This window comes from Mycobacterium ahvazicum (assembly GCF_900176255.2).
GTDB classification, from domain to species: domain Bacteria; phylum Actinomycetota; class Actinomycetes; order Mycobacteriales; family Mycobacteriaceae; genus Mycobacterium; species Mycobacterium ahvazicum.
Genome location: NZ_FXEG02000006.1, coordinates 23,438 through 40,412 on the forward strand (window position 1 = coordinate 23,438; position 16,975 = coordinate 40,412).

General features: G+C 68.3%; 12 protein-coding genes and 1 pseudogene. 7 read left to right on the top strand and 6 right to left on the bottom strand.

Translation table 11 applies throughout. The features are described from left to right. Window positions 1-12: 12 nt before the first annotated feature. From MAAFP003_RS27215 to MAAFP003_RS27240, 6 genes and pseudogenes are all read right to left on the bottom strand, one after another. A complete protein-coding gene (locus tag MAAFP003_RS27215; protein WP_096290682.1) occupies window positions 13-309 on the bottom strand; it encodes a WXG100 family type VII secretion target in 297 nt (98 codons plus the stop codon). Window positions 310-352: 43 nt separating this feature from the next. Next, entirely contained in the window at window positions 353-676 is a 324-nt protein-coding gene (locus MAAFP003_RS27220; RefSeq protein WP_096290683.1) for a WXG100 family type VII secretion target, read from the bottom strand. A 141-nt stretch (window positions 677-817) separates the two neighbouring features. Then, window positions 818-1,324 carry a pullulanase gene (locus MAAFP003_RS27225; RefSeq protein ID WP_096290684.1) on the bottom strand — a complete coding sequence of 169 codons (507 nt, stop codon included), beginning with the start codon at window positions 1,322-1,324 and terminating at the stop codon, window positions 818-820. Between the two features lie 43 nt (window positions 1,325-1,367). Beyond that, window positions 1,368-3,440 (bottom strand): serine/threonine-protein kinase, encoded by a 2,073-nt coding sequence (locus MAAFP003_RS30185; RefSeq protein WP_096290685.1) that lies wholly within the window; start codon window positions 3,438-3,440, stop codon window positions 1,368-1,370. A gap of 1,093 nt (window positions 3,441-4,533) precedes the next feature. Next, window positions 4,534-5,418 (bottom strand): annotated as a pseudogene (locus MAAFP003_RS29805) (serine/threonine-protein kinase); the annotation flags it as partial. Window positions 5,419-5,449: 31 nt separating this feature from the next. Next, entirely contained in the window at window positions 5,450-6,892 is a 1,443-nt protein-coding gene (locus MAAFP003_RS27240) for a CCA tRNA nucleotidyltransferase (protein WP_096290687.1), read from the bottom strand. A 263-nt stretch (window positions 6,893-7,155) separates the two neighbouring features. Here MAAFP003_RS27240 and MAAFP003_RS27245 point away from each other — a divergent pair, with 263 nt between their 5' ends. The 7 genes from MAAFP003_RS27245 to trxA all read left to right on the top strand — a co-directional run bounded on the left by MAAFP003_RS27245 (window position 7,156) and on the right by trxA (window position 16,952). After that, window positions 7,156-7,887: an NUDIX hydrolase gene (locus tag MAAFP003_RS27245; RefSeq protein ID WP_096290688.1), complete on the top strand. Its 732-nt coding sequence runs from the start codon at window positions 7,156-7,158 to the stop codon at window positions 7,885-7,887. Further along, window positions 7,884-10,250 (top strand): DUF6049 family protein, encoded by a 2,367-nt coding sequence (locus MAAFP003_RS27250; RefSeq protein WP_096290689.1) that lies wholly within the window; start codon window positions 7,884-7,886, stop codon window positions 10,248-10,250. The genes MAAFP003_RS27245 and MAAFP003_RS27250 overlap by 4 nt, the downstream gene beginning before the upstream one ends. A gap of 141 nt (window positions 10,251-10,391) precedes the next feature. Next, window positions 10,392-14,018, top strand: coding sequence for a lipid II flippase MurJ (locus tag MAAFP003_RS27255; RefSeq protein WP_096290690.1), 3,627 nt, complete (start codon window positions 10,392-10,394; stop codon window positions 14,016-14,018). A gap of 61 nt (window positions 14,019-14,079) precedes the next feature. Then, a complete protein-coding gene (sigM, locus tag MAAFP003_RS27260; RefSeq protein ID WP_096290691.1) occupies window positions 14,080-14,667 on the top strand; it encodes an RNA polymerase sigma factor SigM in 588 nt (195 codons plus the stop codon). A gap of 47 nt (window positions 14,668-14,714) precedes the next feature. Next, window positions 14,715-15,491 (top strand): serine/threonine-protein kinase, encoded by a 777-nt coding sequence (locus MAAFP003_RS27265; RefSeq protein WP_096290692.1) that lies wholly within the window; start codon window positions 14,715-14,717, stop codon window positions 15,489-15,491. 94 nt (window positions 15,492-15,585) lie between these two features. Beyond that, window positions 15,586-16,602 (top strand): thioredoxin-disulfide reductase, encoded by a 1,017-nt coding sequence (gene trxB / locus MAAFP003_RS27270; RefSeq protein WP_096290693.1) that lies wholly within the window; start codon window positions 15,586-15,588, stop codon window positions 16,600-16,602. Beyond that, window positions 16,599-16,952 (top strand): thioredoxin, encoded by a 354-nt coding sequence (trxA, locus tag MAAFP003_RS27275; RefSeq protein WP_090597962.1) that lies wholly within the window; start codon window positions 16,599-16,601, stop codon window positions 16,950-16,952. Before trxB ends, trxA begins: the two co-directional genes overlap by 4 nt. Window positions 16,953-16,975: the final 23 nt, after the last annotated feature.

Consider the following 16,975-nt stretch of genomic DNA (forward strand, 5'->3'; position numbering starts at 1 on the left):
GCCAAGCCCGGACTACGCCTGGTTGAAGAAACCCGCCGTCAAACTGTCGGCGTTTATCGCAGCCTCGTGCACATTGCCCACGGTGTGCCCGTGCAGGGTGACGGTCTGAATCATGTCCTGCAGTCCGTGCAGCATCTGCTGCTGCGCGTCGAAGAACGACGTGGCGCCCTGGCCCTGGAAAAACTCGGCCAGCGACTGGGTGATGTGCAGAACGTCGTCGTGAATTTCCATCAACTGCGCGGCTTGAGTCGCGATGTCACCGGTGAGGCCACTGACGACGGCGTGGTTGTACGTAATCTGATCTGACATTTTGGTAATTCCTTACGGTAAATAAGCTTTGGGGATTGCCGGACTAGGCGGACTGGGTTCCGCCGAACACACCATTGAGGTTGTGGGCCGAATCGGCTTCGTGGTGTTCCATCAGGGTGGCCGTCTTGCCGAGACCGTGCGCCAAGCGGTTGCCGCCGGTCATGATCTGCTGCAGGTCGTGCTGGATTTGGCCCGCGGTGTTCAGCGACGTAGTCCCGGCCTGGCCGGTCCACCCGGCGGCGCTGACGACGTTCTCGTGTCCGCTCAGGTACTGGTTGGCGATGGCCGCCGCCTCTTGCAGTCGCGACTCGATCTTTTGCTGTGAAGCGCGCAGCAGTTCGGGTGTAACAACGGTTGAACTTGCCATGTTTTTCTCCCTCGATTTCCTAGGCCTCCCCGACCGGATATGGATAAGAGTGTAGACAGGGATCGGGGTCTGTCACTTCAGTTGTTCTGCCTGCTGCACAGGCGTTGATTTACCCATTCGCGAAAGCAGCAAAACACCTTGTCAAAGGCGGGTCGCGCCGTCGGCCGACCCGTCACCGTCGGTGTCGGATAATCGGACATCCCACCGCCCGTCGCCGTCGGTATCCACATAGCCGGTCACGCCGGTCTCGTCGGCGCACAGCACCCGGTCGGCCACCCCATTGCCGTCGACGTCCACCAGTCGATCGTCCGCATGCCCGTGTCCGTCGAAGTCAACCAGCGGGCCACCGGTGTGCTCGATCCCGTCGAGCCCATACCAGCGCAATCCCCCGGCCCGGTCCGCCGCTACCGCCCAGGTTCCCGACCCGTCGTCGGTGAAATACGCCTCGGGCGTGCCGTCATTGTCGAGGTCGAGTACCGCGTGATCGACCACACCATCGCCGTCCTGGTCCGCAAGCGCGTCGTCGCGCATGCCGTCGTGGTCGAAGTCCAGCCCGATCGATTCGAGACGGCCGTCGTGATCGAGGTCGAGGTCGGGTTGGCCGTGCCACATCACCGCGCCACTATCGCCTGCCAGGCAGTAATCCATGAACGTTCCGACGCGTGTCGACCGCTAATGGTTCCGAGGCTGGTCAGCTCCCCGGGTTGCGAAACCATACCGGTGGGTCTTTGGTCAGGTCGACATGGCTGTCCTGCACGGTGACGGCGTCCCGGAAGATCGCCGGTTTGGCGTACTGAGTCACCTGCGCCCGGTAGTTGAAGACTCCCGAGACATGAACGGTCATGGAGTTGGGGTCCAGGTCGTAGGTCATGCTTTGAGTGTTCTCCAGGTCCTCGAGTGTCTCGCTATCCGGCTCGACCCCGGGAGGCGGGGCAGGCTGCGGCTTGCAGCCATCTTTAGGACAGCACTCCGGCGGCTTGGGACCGCTTTTGAAACAGATACGGAGCTGGCCATCCACGGCGGCCAGGGCCGCCTGGCGCCCCGCATCGTTGAGTGCGACGGTCGGGTGGATGACCGGGCGGTTGGCCGCCGGTGCGGTGAGCGCCTCGAGCAGTACTCGTTCCGGCGGCGCGGTGATATCGATGAAGCGATTGGTCGATCCCACCTGAACGATGCCGGGGAAAACCGAGATGGGATTCGCGCCGTTCGTCCCCACGCCATAGATCGCAACGGTTTTCATTGCTTCGACCGCATTGGGCGGATTGTCCACAGCCAGCGCGGCGGTGGTGGTGTCGAGCTTCCACTGACCGCCCTTCTTGTGCGCCCAGATCACTACCTGAGTGGGTGTGACGCCAAACTTCGCGGCCAGGACCAGCCGCTGGGCATCGGATGGGGTGCCCGGGTCCGGAGCCGGATCGGTGGTGACCTTGATGTCGGTGATTGGTGTGGTGGCCAATTGTGCGCGCAGCACCTTGTCGGTCAGCAGCTGCGGTGTGGCCGGTTGATCTGCCGCCAGAGACAGCGCGGTGCGGGCGTCACCGACCGCCAGCGCCTCGAGGTAGTGCTGCCCGGCCAACCGGGCGGCTTCGCGGTCCTGCTCGGCACGTTTCGTGTCGTCGCCGGCGATGATCTTGTTCGCCGCGAAGATCCCCACTCCCGCTACCACGGTCAGCACCGCCAGCACCGAAAGGGCCAGCGTCACAGTGCGTTTGCGGCGACGCGACGGCGCTGGAACGGGATTGAACGGCGGGCTCCACGCAGGCGGCGGTGGCATGGGTGCAGCGGCATAGCCGGCCGGGGCGGGCGGCGGGTACTGCGGGCGTGGTGGCGAGATCGGACGAGTCGTCTCGAATGCTGCCGCAGCGACGGGCACCGTCTTTTCCGATGCGGGCCTCGGCGGGGTGGGCGCCGCGGTGTGGCCGTGCGGCAGCTGTGCGGCCAGGGCCGCGGCGAAGTCACCACAACGCTCGAACCGCTCGGCGGGGTTCTTGGCCAAGGCGCGTGCGAAAACCCCGTTGGCGCTGGCCAAATCGGGACGCAACCCACCGAGTAGCGGTGCGGGCAATGTCAGGTGCGCGTTGATCACCGCGACCGGGTTGACGTGAGGAAACAATTTGGCGCCCGTGAGCAGGTAGTAAGCGGTCGCGGCGAGCGCATACTGGTCGGCGCGACCATCGAGCGGGCCACCCGAAAGTTGCTCGGGAGCGCAGTACGGCACGGTGCCGACCGTCATATTGGTCACCGTCAGACCGGTGGTGTCATCGACGGGACGCGCGATACCGAAGTCGCACAACAGGATTCGCGGAGGACTGCCGTCGTCGGGCCGGCTGATCATGATGTTGCCCGGCTTGATGTCGCGGTGTAGCAGACCGCGGTGATGCGCATGGTCCAAGGCCGCGCCGACCGCGGTCACGATCGCCAGCACTTCCTCGGCCGGCATCCCGCTCGGGTATTGCTCGTCCATCAGCGCGTCGAGGTCGGTCCCGTCGACGTAATCCATCGCGATCCACAGCCGGCCCTCGAACTCGCCGCGGTCCTGCACGCCCACAATATGGGGGTGCCACAGCCCGGCCGCGAGTTCGGCCTCACGGTTAAACCGTTGCTGGTAGCCAGGATCCGCCGATACCTCGGGGGCCAACACCTTTAAGGCTTCGAATCGCGGCAGTCGCGGGTGGCGCACCAAATACACCTCACCCATACCACCGGCCCCCAGCAGCCGCACCACGGTATAGCCCGCGAACTGTGCCCCCTCACTTAACGGCATGCGCGCATCTTAAGCTCGCCGAACGACGGCCGGACGGGGTTTATCCATGCTTCTCCGTGCGCACATATATCGGGGGTTCCTTAGTCAGGTCGACGATGCCGATGGGTTTCTCCGTCACGGTGTAGTCGGGTACGCCGGCCGCGTGTCCCTGGTAGACGATGGTGCCGCCGATCGCGACCACCATCCTGGCGGCGTCGAAGTTGAAGGTGGCCTTGCTGAAATCGCCGGGGCCATCGGTAGCGATCGTAGGGTTGTCGGGACTCAGGCGTGCGCAATCGTCGGCCGGTTCCACGCCGTGGTAGCAGTTGTGGGTCCATGTGTCGAAAGCCGCCTTCGCGGCCTGGCTGCCCGCATCGTTGAGCATGGCCGCCGGCTTGATGGCCGGCCGGTCGGTGGCGCCGCCGAGTGCGTCGAGCAGCACCGGCGGAGTCTGCGCGGTGATGTCGACGTAGCGGTTACTGGACGACACCGACATTGCACCGGGAAACACCGCGACCGGCGACGCACCGTCGGTCGCAACACCCCACACGGCAACCGCTTTCAGCGATGCATCCTTACTGCCGGATGGTCCGACATCGACGGCGACGGTGGCGGTGTCGAGTTTCCATTCGTCGCCCTTGCGATGCACTTCGATGCGGGCCTGTGACAGCGTCGGGCCGAATCTGGCGGACACCATCAGGTACTGCACCTGCTGCGGATCGTCGCCGGCCGGCACCGGTGCCACCGTGGCGGTGATATCGGTGATCGGCGCGGCCGCGAGCTGGGCCCGCAATACCTCGCTGGTCGCGAATTGTGGTGTCGCCGGCGGGTTTACGCTCAACGCAAGTGCGGCCGGCGCATCACCGCGGGCGAGCGCCTCCAGGTAATGCTGTCCGGCCAGCCGGGCAGCTTCTTGCAGCTGTGGTTCCGATTGCGCCGCAGGGTGCCCGTGATCGATCACTCGTGGGATCGCAATGGCGGCAACGATGCCAACGACGGCAACCCCGGCCGTGACCAAAGCAGCGGCTCGCCATCGACGCGGACGCGGACGTTGTTCCGGGCCCGACCAGGCCGGCGGGCCGAACTGCGGGGCCGGCATCGCCGGGGTGTGCATCGGCTGGGCAACGGGTGCCGGTCGAGCAGGCTCGGCGGGCGGGGCGTGATGCAGCTGGCGGGCCAGCGCCGTGGCGAAGTCGCCGCAACGGGCGAACCGCTCGGCGGGGTTTTTGGCCAGCGCCCGCGCGAAAACCGGGTCGGCGCCGGCCAAATCGGGACGAAGCGCACCCAGCAGCGGCGGCGGCGCGGTCAGGTGCGCGCTGATCACCGCGACCGGGCTGGCACCGGTGAAAAGCTTGGTGCCGGTCAGCAGGTAGTAGGCCGTGGCGGCCAGCGCGTACTGGTCGGCGCGGCCGTCGATCGGATGTCCCAGCAGCTGCTCGGGCGCGGAGTAGTCGACGGTGCCCACCGTCGCGTTGGTCACCGTCAGTCCCGTGTTGTCGTCGACCGGACGTGCGATACCGAAGTCGCTCAACAGGATTCGTGGTGGACTGCCGTCTTCTGGGCGGCTGATCATGATGTTGCCCGGTTTGACGTCGCGGTGCAGCAGCCCGCGGTGATGGGCATGGTCCAGCGCCGCGGCGACCGCGGTCACCACCGCCACGACCTCGCCCACCGGCATACCGCCCGGGTGCTGATCCATCAGCGCGCGGATATCGGGCCCGTTGACATAATCCATCGCGATCCACAACTGACCGTCGAATTCACCGCGGTCGTGCACGCCGACGATGTGGGGATGCCACAGGCTGCCCGCCAATTCGGCCTCGCGGTTGAACCGCTGCTGAAAGTCGGGGTCCGCCGAGACGTCGGCGCGCAGGATCTTCAAAGCTTCGAAGCGCGGCAGCCGCGGATGGCGCACCAGATACACCTCACCCATACCGCCGATCCCCAACGGCCGGATCACGGTATAGCCCGCGAATTGCGCCCCCTCCCCCAACGGCATGGGCAAATCCTAGAACTCGGGGCCGCCCCGGCTATGCGTTCCCGCGCGAATGCCACCAGGCCAGCAGCTCCGCGGTGGCTTCCTCGTCGGTCAGCGGCCCACGATCCAGGCGCAGCTCTTTCAAGAACCGCCAGGCCTCGCCGACCTGCGGCCCGGCCGGGATGTCCAGCAGCTCCATGATCCGGTTGCCGTCCAGATCGGGACGCACCCGCGCCAGATCCTCCTGGGCGGCCAGCTCGGCGATGCGCGCCTCGAGCCGGTCGTAGTTGGCCTGCAGCCGCGCGGCCCGGCGTTTGTTGCGGGTGGTGCAGTCGGCGCGGACCAGCTTGTGCAGCCGCGGCAGCAGCGGGCCGGCGTCGGTGACGTAGCGGCGTACCGCGGAGTCGGTCCACTTCCCGTCGCCATAGCCGTGGAACCGCAGATGCAGATACACCAACTGGGAGACGTCGTCGACCATCTGCTTGGAGTACTTGAGCGCCCGCATTCGCTTGCGGGTCATCTTGGCGCCGACGACCTCATGGTGGTGAAAGCTCACGCCGCCGTTTTCCTCGTGGCGTCTGGTGGCGGGCTTGCCGATGTCATGCAGCAACGCCGCCCAGCGCAGCACCAGATCGGGGCCGGCATCTTCGAGCTCGACGGCTTGGCGCAGCACGGTCAGCGAGTGCTGGTAGACGTCCTTGTGCTGGTGGTGTTCGTCGATCGCCATCTGCATGGCGCCGACTTCGGGCAGCACGATTTCGCCCATCCCGGTCTGAACCAGTAAGTCGACGCCGGCCACCGGGTCGGCGCCGAGAAGCAGCTTGTCCAACTCGGCCGCCACCCGCTCGGCGCTGATCCGGGCCAGCTGCGGGGCCATCTCCTCGATCGCTGCCCGCACTCGGGGGGCGACGGCGAATCCGAGCTGCGAGACGAACCGCGCCGCGCGCAGCATCCGCAGCGGATCGTCACCGAACGACACCGACGGCGCCGCCGGGGTGTCCAATACGCGGGCCTTGAGCGCCGCCAAGCCGCCGAGCGGATCGAGGAATTCGCCCGGGCCGGCCGATGTGATGCGCACGGCCATCGCGTTCGCCGTGAAATCGCGGCGCAACAGGTCGTCTTCGAGGCGGTCACCGAACTTCACCTCAGGACTGCGTGACACCTGGTCGTAGCTGTCCGCGCGGAACGTGGTGATCTCCAGGCGGTGCTCGTCCTTGCCGACGCCCACGGTGCCGAATTGGATGCCGGTATCCCAGACCGCGTCGGCCCAGCCCCGCACCATCTGCTGCACCTGCTCGGGGCGCGCGTTGGTGGTGAAGTCCAGATCGGGGCTCAACCGGCGCAGCAGCGCGTCGCGCACCGATCCGCCGACCAGATACAAGTCGTGCCCCGCGGCCTCGAACAAGGCGCCCAATCCGCCCAGCACCGCGGCATGCTGATTCAGGGCAACCCAAGCCGACGTCAGCAGCTCTACATCGTCGGCGGCTTCAGACACGTTCGGTCAGCCTAGTCGTGTGACGATGCGGGCAGGTACGGCCCGCTGAGGAGCACGACAATTCAGCCTAGTCGTGTGACGGTGCGGGCAGGTACGGCCCGCTGAGGAGCACGACAATTCCACCTAGTCGTGTGACGGTGCGGGCAGGTACGGCCCGCTGAGGAGCACGACAGTTCAGCCTAGTCGTCCACGGGCCGTCGTCGCGCCCGCACCAGCGGCGAGTGTGTCCGGAAGAACAGCTCGTGCCAGCTACTATCGCTTGGGTGTCGGATGGCGAACAAGCCAAACCACGTCGGCGGCGGGGGCGCCGTCGCGGTCGTGGCGGTGTAGGCGCGTCCGAAAACGACGCCGACGCCAAAGTGACCGCCGACGCGGCGGCAACCAACAGACGTCGACCGCGCCCGCCCCGCCGGGTGCCGGAGCGGCTGCGGACCGTGCATGAAACGTCCGCGGGCGGCCTGGTCATCGACGGCCTCGACGGCCCGATGGACGCCCAGGTCGCGGCCCTGATCGGACGCATCGATCGGCGGGGACGGATGCTGTGGTCGCTGCCCAAGGGGCATATCGAGCTCGGCGAGACCGCCGAGCAGACCGCCATTCGGGAGGTCGCCGAGGAGACCGGGATCCGCGGCAGCGTGCTGGCCGCACTCGGACGCATCGACTACTGGTTCGTCACCGACGGTCGCCGGGTGCACAAGACCGTGCACCACTATTTGATGCGTTTCTCCGGCGGCGAGCTGTCCGACGAGGACCTTGAAGTCGCCGAGGTGGCGTGGGTGCCGATCCAGGAGCTGCCGTCGCGGTTGGCTTACGCCGACGAACGTCGACTCGCCGAGGTCGCCAATGAGCTGATCGGAAAGCTGCAGACCGACGGTCCCGCCGCGCTTCCGCCGCTGCCGCCCAGCACGCCCCGGCGCAATCCGCAGACCCATTCCCGAACCCGGCATTCCGACAAGCCCCGCGGTCGTAAGAACGGTCACGGGCCGGGGCCGTGACCGCGCCACGCCTCTGCTGCGCCGCCGCGTTGCGCCTTGCCGTCGTGATCGGCATCGTGGCCGGTTTTGCGGTGGTGCTCACCGGCCCGATCGGCATGCCCCGCGCCGCGGCCAACGAACCCGGTTCGACGCCGTTCGTCCGCGTCCGCATCGACCAGGTGACGCCGGACGTCGTCACCACGACCAGCCCGCCGGTCGTGACGGTCAGCGGAATGGTGACCAACATCGGTGACCGCCCGGTGCGCGACGTGATGGTCCGGCTCGAACATGCCGCTGCGGTCACCGCATCGGCGAGCCTGCGGACCTCGCTGGACGGCAGCACCGATCAATACCAGCCGGCCGCCGACTTTCTCACGGTGGCGCCGGAACTCCAGCGAGGCCAAGAGGTCGGCTTCACCTTGTCCGCGCCGCTGCGCGCGCTGGCCAAGCCGTCGCTGGGCATCGACCAGCCGGGCATCTATCCGCTGCTGGTCAACGCCAACGGCACACCCGACTACGGCGCCCCCGCCCGGCTGGACAATGCGCGGTTTCTGCTGCCGGTGATCGGGGTGCCACCCGACCACGCCGACGCGTTGGAGTCCGCGGTCGCGCCAGACACCTCCAAACCCGTGTGGGTCACCATGTTGTGGCCGCTGGCCGACCGCCCCCGGTTGGCCCCGGGCCAGCCGGGCGGCACCATCGGAGTCCGGCTGGTCGACGACGACCTGGCCTCCTCGCTGGCCACCGGCGGCCGGCTGGACATCCTGCTGTCCGCGGCCGAGGTCGCGACCAGCCACGACGTCGACCCTGATGGCGCCGTTGGCCGCGCGCTATGCCTGGCCATCGACCCGGACCTGCTGGTGACCGTCAACGCGATGACGGCCGGCTATGTCGTGTCGAACTCCCCCGACGGGCCGGCGCAACAGCCGGGGACCCCGACGCACCCCGGCACCGGGCAGACCGCGGCGACCGGCTGGCTGAACCGGTTGCGCGCGCTGGCCCACCGCACCTGCGTCGCACCGCTGCCCTACGCGCAGGCCGATCTCGACGCGTTGCAGCGCGTCAACGATCCGGGCCTCAGCGCGATCGCCACCACTAGCGTCGGCGACATCGTCGACCAGATCCTGGACGTTTCCTCGACCCGCGGTGCCACGCTGCTGCCCGACGGTCCGCTGACCGGCGACACGGTCAACCTGCTCAGCGCCAACAACAGCACGGTCGCGGTGGCCGCCGGCGGGCTGGTCGCCCCGGATCCGCAGACGTCGTCCGGGCCCGACAACGTCGACACCGCACCGCGGCGGCTATCCCCGCAGGTAGTGGTTGCGCCGTTCGATCCCGCGGTCGGTGCGGCGCTGGCCGGGGCGGGCAACAACCCCGGCGCGCCGACCTATCTGGACCCGTCGCTGACGGTTCGGCTCGCGCATGATTCCAACACCGCGCGCCGCCAGGACGCCCTGGGCTCGATGTTCTGGCATGCGCTGGACCGAGACGCCCCGCCGCGCACCCAGCTTCTGGTTCCGCCGGCGACGTGGAACCTCGGCGCGGACGACGCACAGGTGATCCTGACGGCGCTGGCGACGACGATCCGGTCCGGCCTGGGGGTGCCGCGGCCGCTAACGGCAGTAATCGGCGAAGCCCAGGCCGTTGACCCGGCTCGCGCCCAGCCGGCGCAGCCGCTGGACGTCGCCGCCCCCGAACGCGGCCGGTTCGGCGAGAACGTCATCGCCGACATCAGCGGCCAGACCGCCCGGCTGTGGAAACTGACCTCCGCGCTGAGCACTGACGAGCGCACCGGCCTGACCGGCGTCCAGTACACCGCTCCGCTGCGTGAAGACATGCTGCGCGCGCTGAGCCAGTCCAATCCTCCCGACACCCGCAACGGGCTGGCCCAGCAGCGGCTGGCGGTCGTCGGTAACACGATCAACGACCTGTTCGGCGCGGTGACGATCGTCAACCCCGGCGGCTCCTACACCCTGGCCACCGAGCACAGTCCGCTGCCGTTGGCGCTGCACAACGGTCTGGCCGTGCCGATCAAGGTCCGCCTGCAGGTCGACGCCCCACCCGGGATGACCGTGACCGACGTCGGGCAGATCGAACTGCCGCCCGGCTACCTGCCACTGCGGGTGCCGATCGAAGTGAACTTCACCCAGCGCGTCGCGATCGACGTCACGCTGCGCACCCCGGACGGCACCCGGCTGGGCGACCCGGTGCGCATGTCGGTGCACTCCAACGCCTACGGCAAGGTGCTGTTCGCGATCACCATGACCGCGGCAGCGGTGCTGGTGCTGCTCGCCGGCCGCCGCCTGTGGCACCGATTCCGCGGCCAGCCCGACCGCGCCGACCTGCGCATATCTTTCTTGCTTTGTAGGTCTAACTATCTTTGATGCGCACCCTCGTCACCCCATCCTAACCTTCTCTTTGATCTCTTTTTTTTTTTTTTTATTACTACCGCCACCCCCGACTCCTACACACGGGGTTTCGTCGCCACCTTCAGATTTTTATAAGAGACAGGAAGAGCCCCGCGTATGAAACCCGCCTACCGGCGGTCCGATCCTCAGCAACCGCCGCGGCGGCGGCAGCCGCCCCCACTACCGTCCAGGCCGCCCGGCCGGATTCCGGCGCCGACGGGGCCCCTACCACCGGTGACCGACCTGCCCACCCGGCGGGTGGAACTTTCCGACGCCGCCTTGGTATCGCGGTCGTGGGCGATGGCGCTCGCGACGCTGGTCAGCCGGATCACCGGGTTCGGCCGGATCGTGCTGCTGGCCGCGATCCTGGGTGCGGCGCTGTCCAGCGCCTTCTCGGTGGCCAATCAGCTGCCGAACCTGGTCGCCGCGCTCGTGCTGGAAGCGACGTTCACCGCGATCTTCGTGCCCGTGCTGGCCCGGGCCGAGCAGAGCGACGCCGACGGCGGCGCCGCGTTCGTCCGGCGCCTGGTCACGGTGACCACCGCGCTGCTGCTGTTCGCCACGCTGGCGTCGGTGGCGGCCGCGCCGCTGCTGGTCCGGCTGATGCTGGGCCGCCCCCCGCAGGTCAACGAGCCGCTGACCACCGCGTTCGCCTACCTGCTGCTGCCGCAGGTGCTCGCCTACGGCCTGACGTCGGTGTTCATGGCGATCCTGAACACCCGCAACGTTTTCGGGCCGACGGCGTGGGCGCCCGTCGTCAACAATGTCGTCGCGCTGGTGACCCTGGCGGTGTATCTGCTCGTCCCCGGTGAGCTGTCGGTCGATCCCGTCCGGATGGGCAACACCAAGCTGTTGGTGCTCGCCATCGGCACCACGCTGGGCGTCTATGCGCAGACCGCGGTACTGCTGGTCGCGCTGCGCCGCGAGCGCGTCAGCCTGCGCCCGCTGTGGGGAATCGACGAGCGGCTCAAGCGGTTCGGCGCGATGGCCGCCGCGATGGTCCTCTATGTGCTGATCAGCCAGCTCGGCCTGGTGGTGGGAAACCAAATCGCCAGCACCGCGGCGGCGTCCGGCCCGGCGATCTACAACTACACCTGGCTGGTGCTGATGCTGCCGTTCGGCATGATCGGCGTCACGGTGCTGACCGTCGTGATGCCGCGCCTGAGCCGCAACGCGGCCGCCGACGACACCAAAGCCGTGCTGGCCGACCTGTCGCTGGCCACTCGGCTGACGCTGATCACGCTGATTCCGATCGTCGCATTCATGACGGTCGGCGGACCCGCGATCGGAAGCGCGCTGTTCGCCTACGGCCACTTCGGCGGGGTCGACGCCGGATATCTGGGCGCCGCGATCGCATTGTCGGCGTTCACGCTGATCCCGTACGGCCTGGTCCTGCTGCAGCTGCGGGTGTTCTACGCCCGCGAGCAGCCCTGGACGCCGATCGTGATCATCCTCGTCGTCACGGCCGTCAAGATCGCCGGTTCGGTGCTCGCGCCGCACCTGACCAGCGATCCTCAACTGGTGGCCGGCTACCTCGGGCTGGCCAACGGACTCGGGTTCTTCGCCGGTGCGCTCGTCGGCTATTACCTGTTGCGGCGCACGCTGCTGCCGGCCGGCGGTCAGCTGATCGGGTCCGCGGAGATACGGACGATCCTGGTGACGATCGTCGCGTCGATGCTGGCCGGCCTGATCGCCCACATCGCCGACCGGCTGTTGGGGCTGGCCGCCTTGACCGCACATGGCGGCGCCGCCGGTTCGCTGCTGCGGCTGTTGGTGGTGGGCTGCATCATGGCGCCGATCATGGTGACGGTCATGGTTCGCGCGCACGTTCCGGAGGCGGTCGCGGCGATGGCGGCCGTTCGCCGCCGAGTCGGCGGTCGCGGCGCCAGACCGGCCGCGGTCCTGGAATCCTCGCCGCCCGCCGCCCCACGGGGATCGTCTCAGCCGGGCCCGGTCACGTACCCTGAGCAGAGGAATTCGTCCCCGCCGGGGGTTGATGCGGTCCAGGAGCCGATCCGGCGCCGGCCTCCGGATCGAGCAGGCGACGCCCGGCTAGCGAAAGGACCGGAGGTGACCGACCGCCCCTTGGAGAGCGCTGCCGCGGGACCTGGGTCCGGTTTGGGTCCGGGCGGCGACCGACCCTCCCAAATACCAAGGCCGGCTGCCGACGACTTCCAGCCCGACATTCCGGCCGGGCGCAAGCCCGAACCATCGCCGCCGCGCAACGGAGATCTCGCGCGCGATCGGGCGGCGGAATCGTCGGGCGATGACGTCCACTTGGTTCCCGGTGCCCGGATCGCCGGGGGCCGGTATCGGCTGCTGGTCTTCCACGGCGGTGCGCCGCCGCTGCAGTTCTGGCAGGCCCTCGACACCGCGCTGGACCGGCAGGTGGCGCTGACGTTCGTCGATCCGGAGGGCGCCCTACCCGAAGACGTCCTGCAGGAGATCCTGTCCCGCACGCTACGGCTGAGCCGGATCGACAAGCCCGGCATCGCCCGCGTGCTCGACGTCGTCCGCTCCAGTCATGGTGGCCTGGTCGTCGCCGAGTGGATCCGCGGCGGCTCGCTGCAAGAGGTGGCGGATACCGCGCCCTCGGCCGTCGGCGCCGTCCGCGCGATGCAGTCGCTGGCCGCGGCCGCCGACACCGCTCACCGCGCCGGCGTCGCCCTGTCGATCGACCACCCCAGCCGGGTTCGGGTCAGCATCGACGGCGATGTGGTGCTGGCCTACCCGGCGACCATGCCGGACGCCAACCCCGAGGACGACATCCGCGGCATCGGCGCTTCGCTGTACGCCCTGCTGGTCAACCGGTGGCCGCTGCCGGAGTTCGGGGTGCGCAGCGGGCTCGCGCCGGCCGAGCGGGACGCATCGGGCCTACCCGTCGAACCCAACTCCATCGATCGCGACATCCCCTTCCAGATCTCGGCGGTCGCCGTCCGTTCGGTTCAGGAAGATGGCGGGATCCGCAGCGCGTCAACGCTTTTGAACCTTTTGCAGCAGGCCACCGCGGTCGCCGACCGCACCGAGGTGCTCGGCCCCATCGACGACTCGCCGCCGCCCGAAGCCCCGCGGGCGACCGGGCAGGAATACGCGACGTTGGCCCGCCGGCGCCGCAACCTGATCATCGGCGGCGCCGCGGCACTCGCGATCATCGTGGCCGCGTTGTTGGTGCTGGCGTCGATCGTGAGCAAGATCTTCGGCAATGTCGGCGGCGGCCTCAACAAGGACGAGCTCGGGCTCAACGGGCCGAGCTCGTCGAGCGCCTCGTCGTCGCCGAACCCCGCGCCGGCGGGCAGCATCGTCAAACCCACTCGGGCGACGGTCTTTTCGCCCGACGGCGATGCCGACAATCCGGGTACGGCCGGGCAGGCGATCGACGGCGACCCCACCACCGCCTGGGCGACCGAGGTCTATACCGACGCCGTGCCGTTCCCCAGCTTCAAGCAGGGCGAGGGGCTGATCCTGCAGCTGCCGAAACCCACGGTGATAGGCCAGGTCAGCATCGACACGCCGAGCAGCGGCACCAAGGTCGAGATTCGCGCGGCGTCCACGGCGTCGCCCTCGAAGCTGGACGACACCACCGTGCTGGCCCCGGCGTTCACCCTGAAGCCCGGTCATAACGTCATTCCGGTCAAGGCCGGTGCCCCGACGTCGAACCTGCTGGTGTGGATCTCCACTTTGGGAACCACCAGCGGCAAGAGCCAGGCCGGCTTCTCGGAGATCACCGTTCAAGCCGCGTCCTGAGACTCACAACCACGCCCTCGGGTGAAGTGCCGCGGGGCAACCGATTGGATACTGTCCGGCCGTGGGCGTCGGGGGGTATATCCAGCAGGAACGCAGTGATGCCGAGCTGCTGGCCGCCCATGTCGCCGGGGATCGCTACGCGTTCGGCGAGCTGTTCGGCCGCCACCGGCGCCAGCTGCATCGCCTTGCCCGGCTGACCACTCGCACACCCGAGGACGCCGAAGACGCGCTGCAGGACGCCATGCTGTCGGCACACCGCGGCGCCGGCTCCTTTCGGTATGACGCCGCGGTCGGCAGCTGGCTGCACCGGATCGTGGTCAACGCCTGCCTGGATCGGCTGCGGCGCACCAAATCTCACCGGACGGCGCCGCTCGAGGATGTTTATCCGGTGCCCGATCGTACGGCTCAGGTCGAAACCGCGATGGTGGTGCAACGCGCGCTGATGCGGTTACCGCTCGAGCAACGCGCCACGATCGTGGCCGTCGACATGCAGGGCTATTCGATCGCCGACACCGCGGCGCTGCTGGGCGTCGCCGAGGGCACGGTCAAAAGCAGATGCGCGCGTGCCCGAGTGCGGCTGGCCCACCTGCTCGGCTATCTGGATGCAGGCGCCCACACCACCCCCGACCGCCCCGGCGGCCAGCGTTAACGGGCCGGGCGCGACCGCCGGTCCGGGCATGGCGGACACTGGGGCGGATGGGCGAGGCGGAGAACGAACCGGCGGATCACGATCCGGATCCGCGGAATGCGGGAGCGGACCCGGCGCTGACGGCGGAGTCGCTCGCCGACCTGCAGGCCGGTCTACTGGACGACGAAGCCGCCGCCCGGCTGCGCCGGCAAGTGCGCCACGACCCGGACGCCCAACAGGTCCTGAGGGCGTTGAACCAGGTGCGCCGCGATGTTGCGGCCCTCGGCGCGGATCCGGAATCGGCGCCTGAACCACCGGCCGAGACGACGCACCGGATCTCCGCGGCGCTGCGGGCGGCGTCCCCCGGTGCCTCGGCGACCGTGCTGACTCACGCCGCACGCCCACGCATCCGCCCTGCGCGGATCGCCGCCGGCGTGGCCGGTGTCGGCGCGGCGCTCGCGGCGGTCGGTTTCGGCACGGCGGCGCTGCTCAACGAGCCCGAAGCCGCCCCGAGCACCCCGACCACCGCCATGCACATCACGGTGTCGACCCCACCGATGGCGATCCCGCTGTCCGCGTCCGAAATCGGCGCCCTGCTGGGCCGTGCTCCCGATTACGGTCCGCTCGGCGACCCCGGCCGGCGCGCATCCTGCTTGGGCGGTCTCGGTTATCCGGCTTCCACGCAGGTGCTCGCCGCGCGGCCGATCGAGATCAACGCTCGTCCCGGCGTGCTGCTGGTGCTGCCCGCCGATAGTCCGGGCGACCTTGCGGTCTTTGCGGTGGCCCTGAACTGCAGCGCCGCCGATACGGGGCTGTTAGCCAGCACCCAGGTCCCCCGCCCTTAAGGTGGTGGCACGTGTTGCGCGACACGGCCGGGAACACCCGCGCCTAGGCTGGCGTTCGACACGATTGAGAAATCTGTATCCCTGAAAGGCTCGCATGACCGATACCGCTCATGACAAAGTCCACGACGTCATCGTCATCGGTTCCGGTCCGGCCGGGTACACGGCAGCCCTCTACGCGGCGCGCGCGCAACTGGCCCCGGTGGTCTTCGAAGGCACGTCGTTCGGCGGCGCGCTGATGACCACGACCGAAGTGGAGAACTACCCCGGCTTCCGCGACGGCATCACCGGCCCGGAGCTGATGGACCAGATGCGCGAGCAGGCGTTGCGCTTCGGGGCCGACCTGCGGATGGAAGACGTCGAATCCGTTTCGCTGGACGGCCCGGTCAAGTCCGTTGTGACCGCCGAAGGTGAGACCTTCAAGGCGCGCGCCGTCATCTTGGCGATGGGGGCCGCGGCGCGTTACCTGCAAGTGCCCGGCGAGCAGGAGTTGCTGGGCCGCGGGGTCAGCGCATGTGCCACCTGTGACGGGTTCTTCTTCCGCGACCAGGACATCGCCGTGATCGGCGGCGGTGATTCGGCGATGGAAGAGGCGACGTTCTTGACCCGATTCGCCCGCAGCGTGACGCTGGTGCACCGTCGTGACGAATTCCGGGCCTCCAAGATCATGCTCGAGCGCGCACGCACCAACGACAAGATCAAATTCATCACCAACCAGACCGTGCTGGCGGTGGACGGCGAGACAACCGTCACTGGATTGCAGTTGCGCGACAACGTAACTGGTGAAGAGACCACGCTCCCGGTCACGGGTGTGTTCGTCGCGATCGGCCATGAACCCCGGTCGGCTCTGGTGCGCGACGTCATCGATGTCGACCCGGACGGCTACGTACTTGTCAAGGGACGCACCACGAACACCACGATCGAAGGTGTCTTCGCGGCGGGCGACCTGGTGGACCGTACCTACCGGCAAGCCGTCACCGCGGCGGGCAGTGGCTGTGCGGCGGCCATTGACGCCGAGCGCTGGTTGGCCGAGCACGAAGAGACCGAAGCCGCCGGCGAAAAGCCGGCGGCCGGAAATGCGGACGACACTGATTTGATTGGAGCACCACGATGAGCGACGCCGAAAAAGCCGGGGCCACAAAGGAAGTCTCTGACGCTTCCTTCTCCGCGGACGTGTTATCCAGCAATAAGCCTGTGCTGGTTGACTTTTGGGCGACATGGTGCGGACCGTGCAAGATGGTTGCACCCGTTCTCGAAGAGATCGCGGCCGAGCGGTCGGATCAGCTGACCGTCGCCAAGCTCGACGTCGACGCGAATCCGGAGACGGCGCGTGACTTCCAGGTGGTATCGATCCCGACGATGATCCTGTTCAAGGACGGCCAGCCGGTGAAGCGCATCGTCGGCGCGAAGGGCAAGGCGGCGCTACTGCGCGAGCTCTCCGACGCGGTGCCCAACCTCACCTGATCGCGATCCTGTTTGCGGCGGCG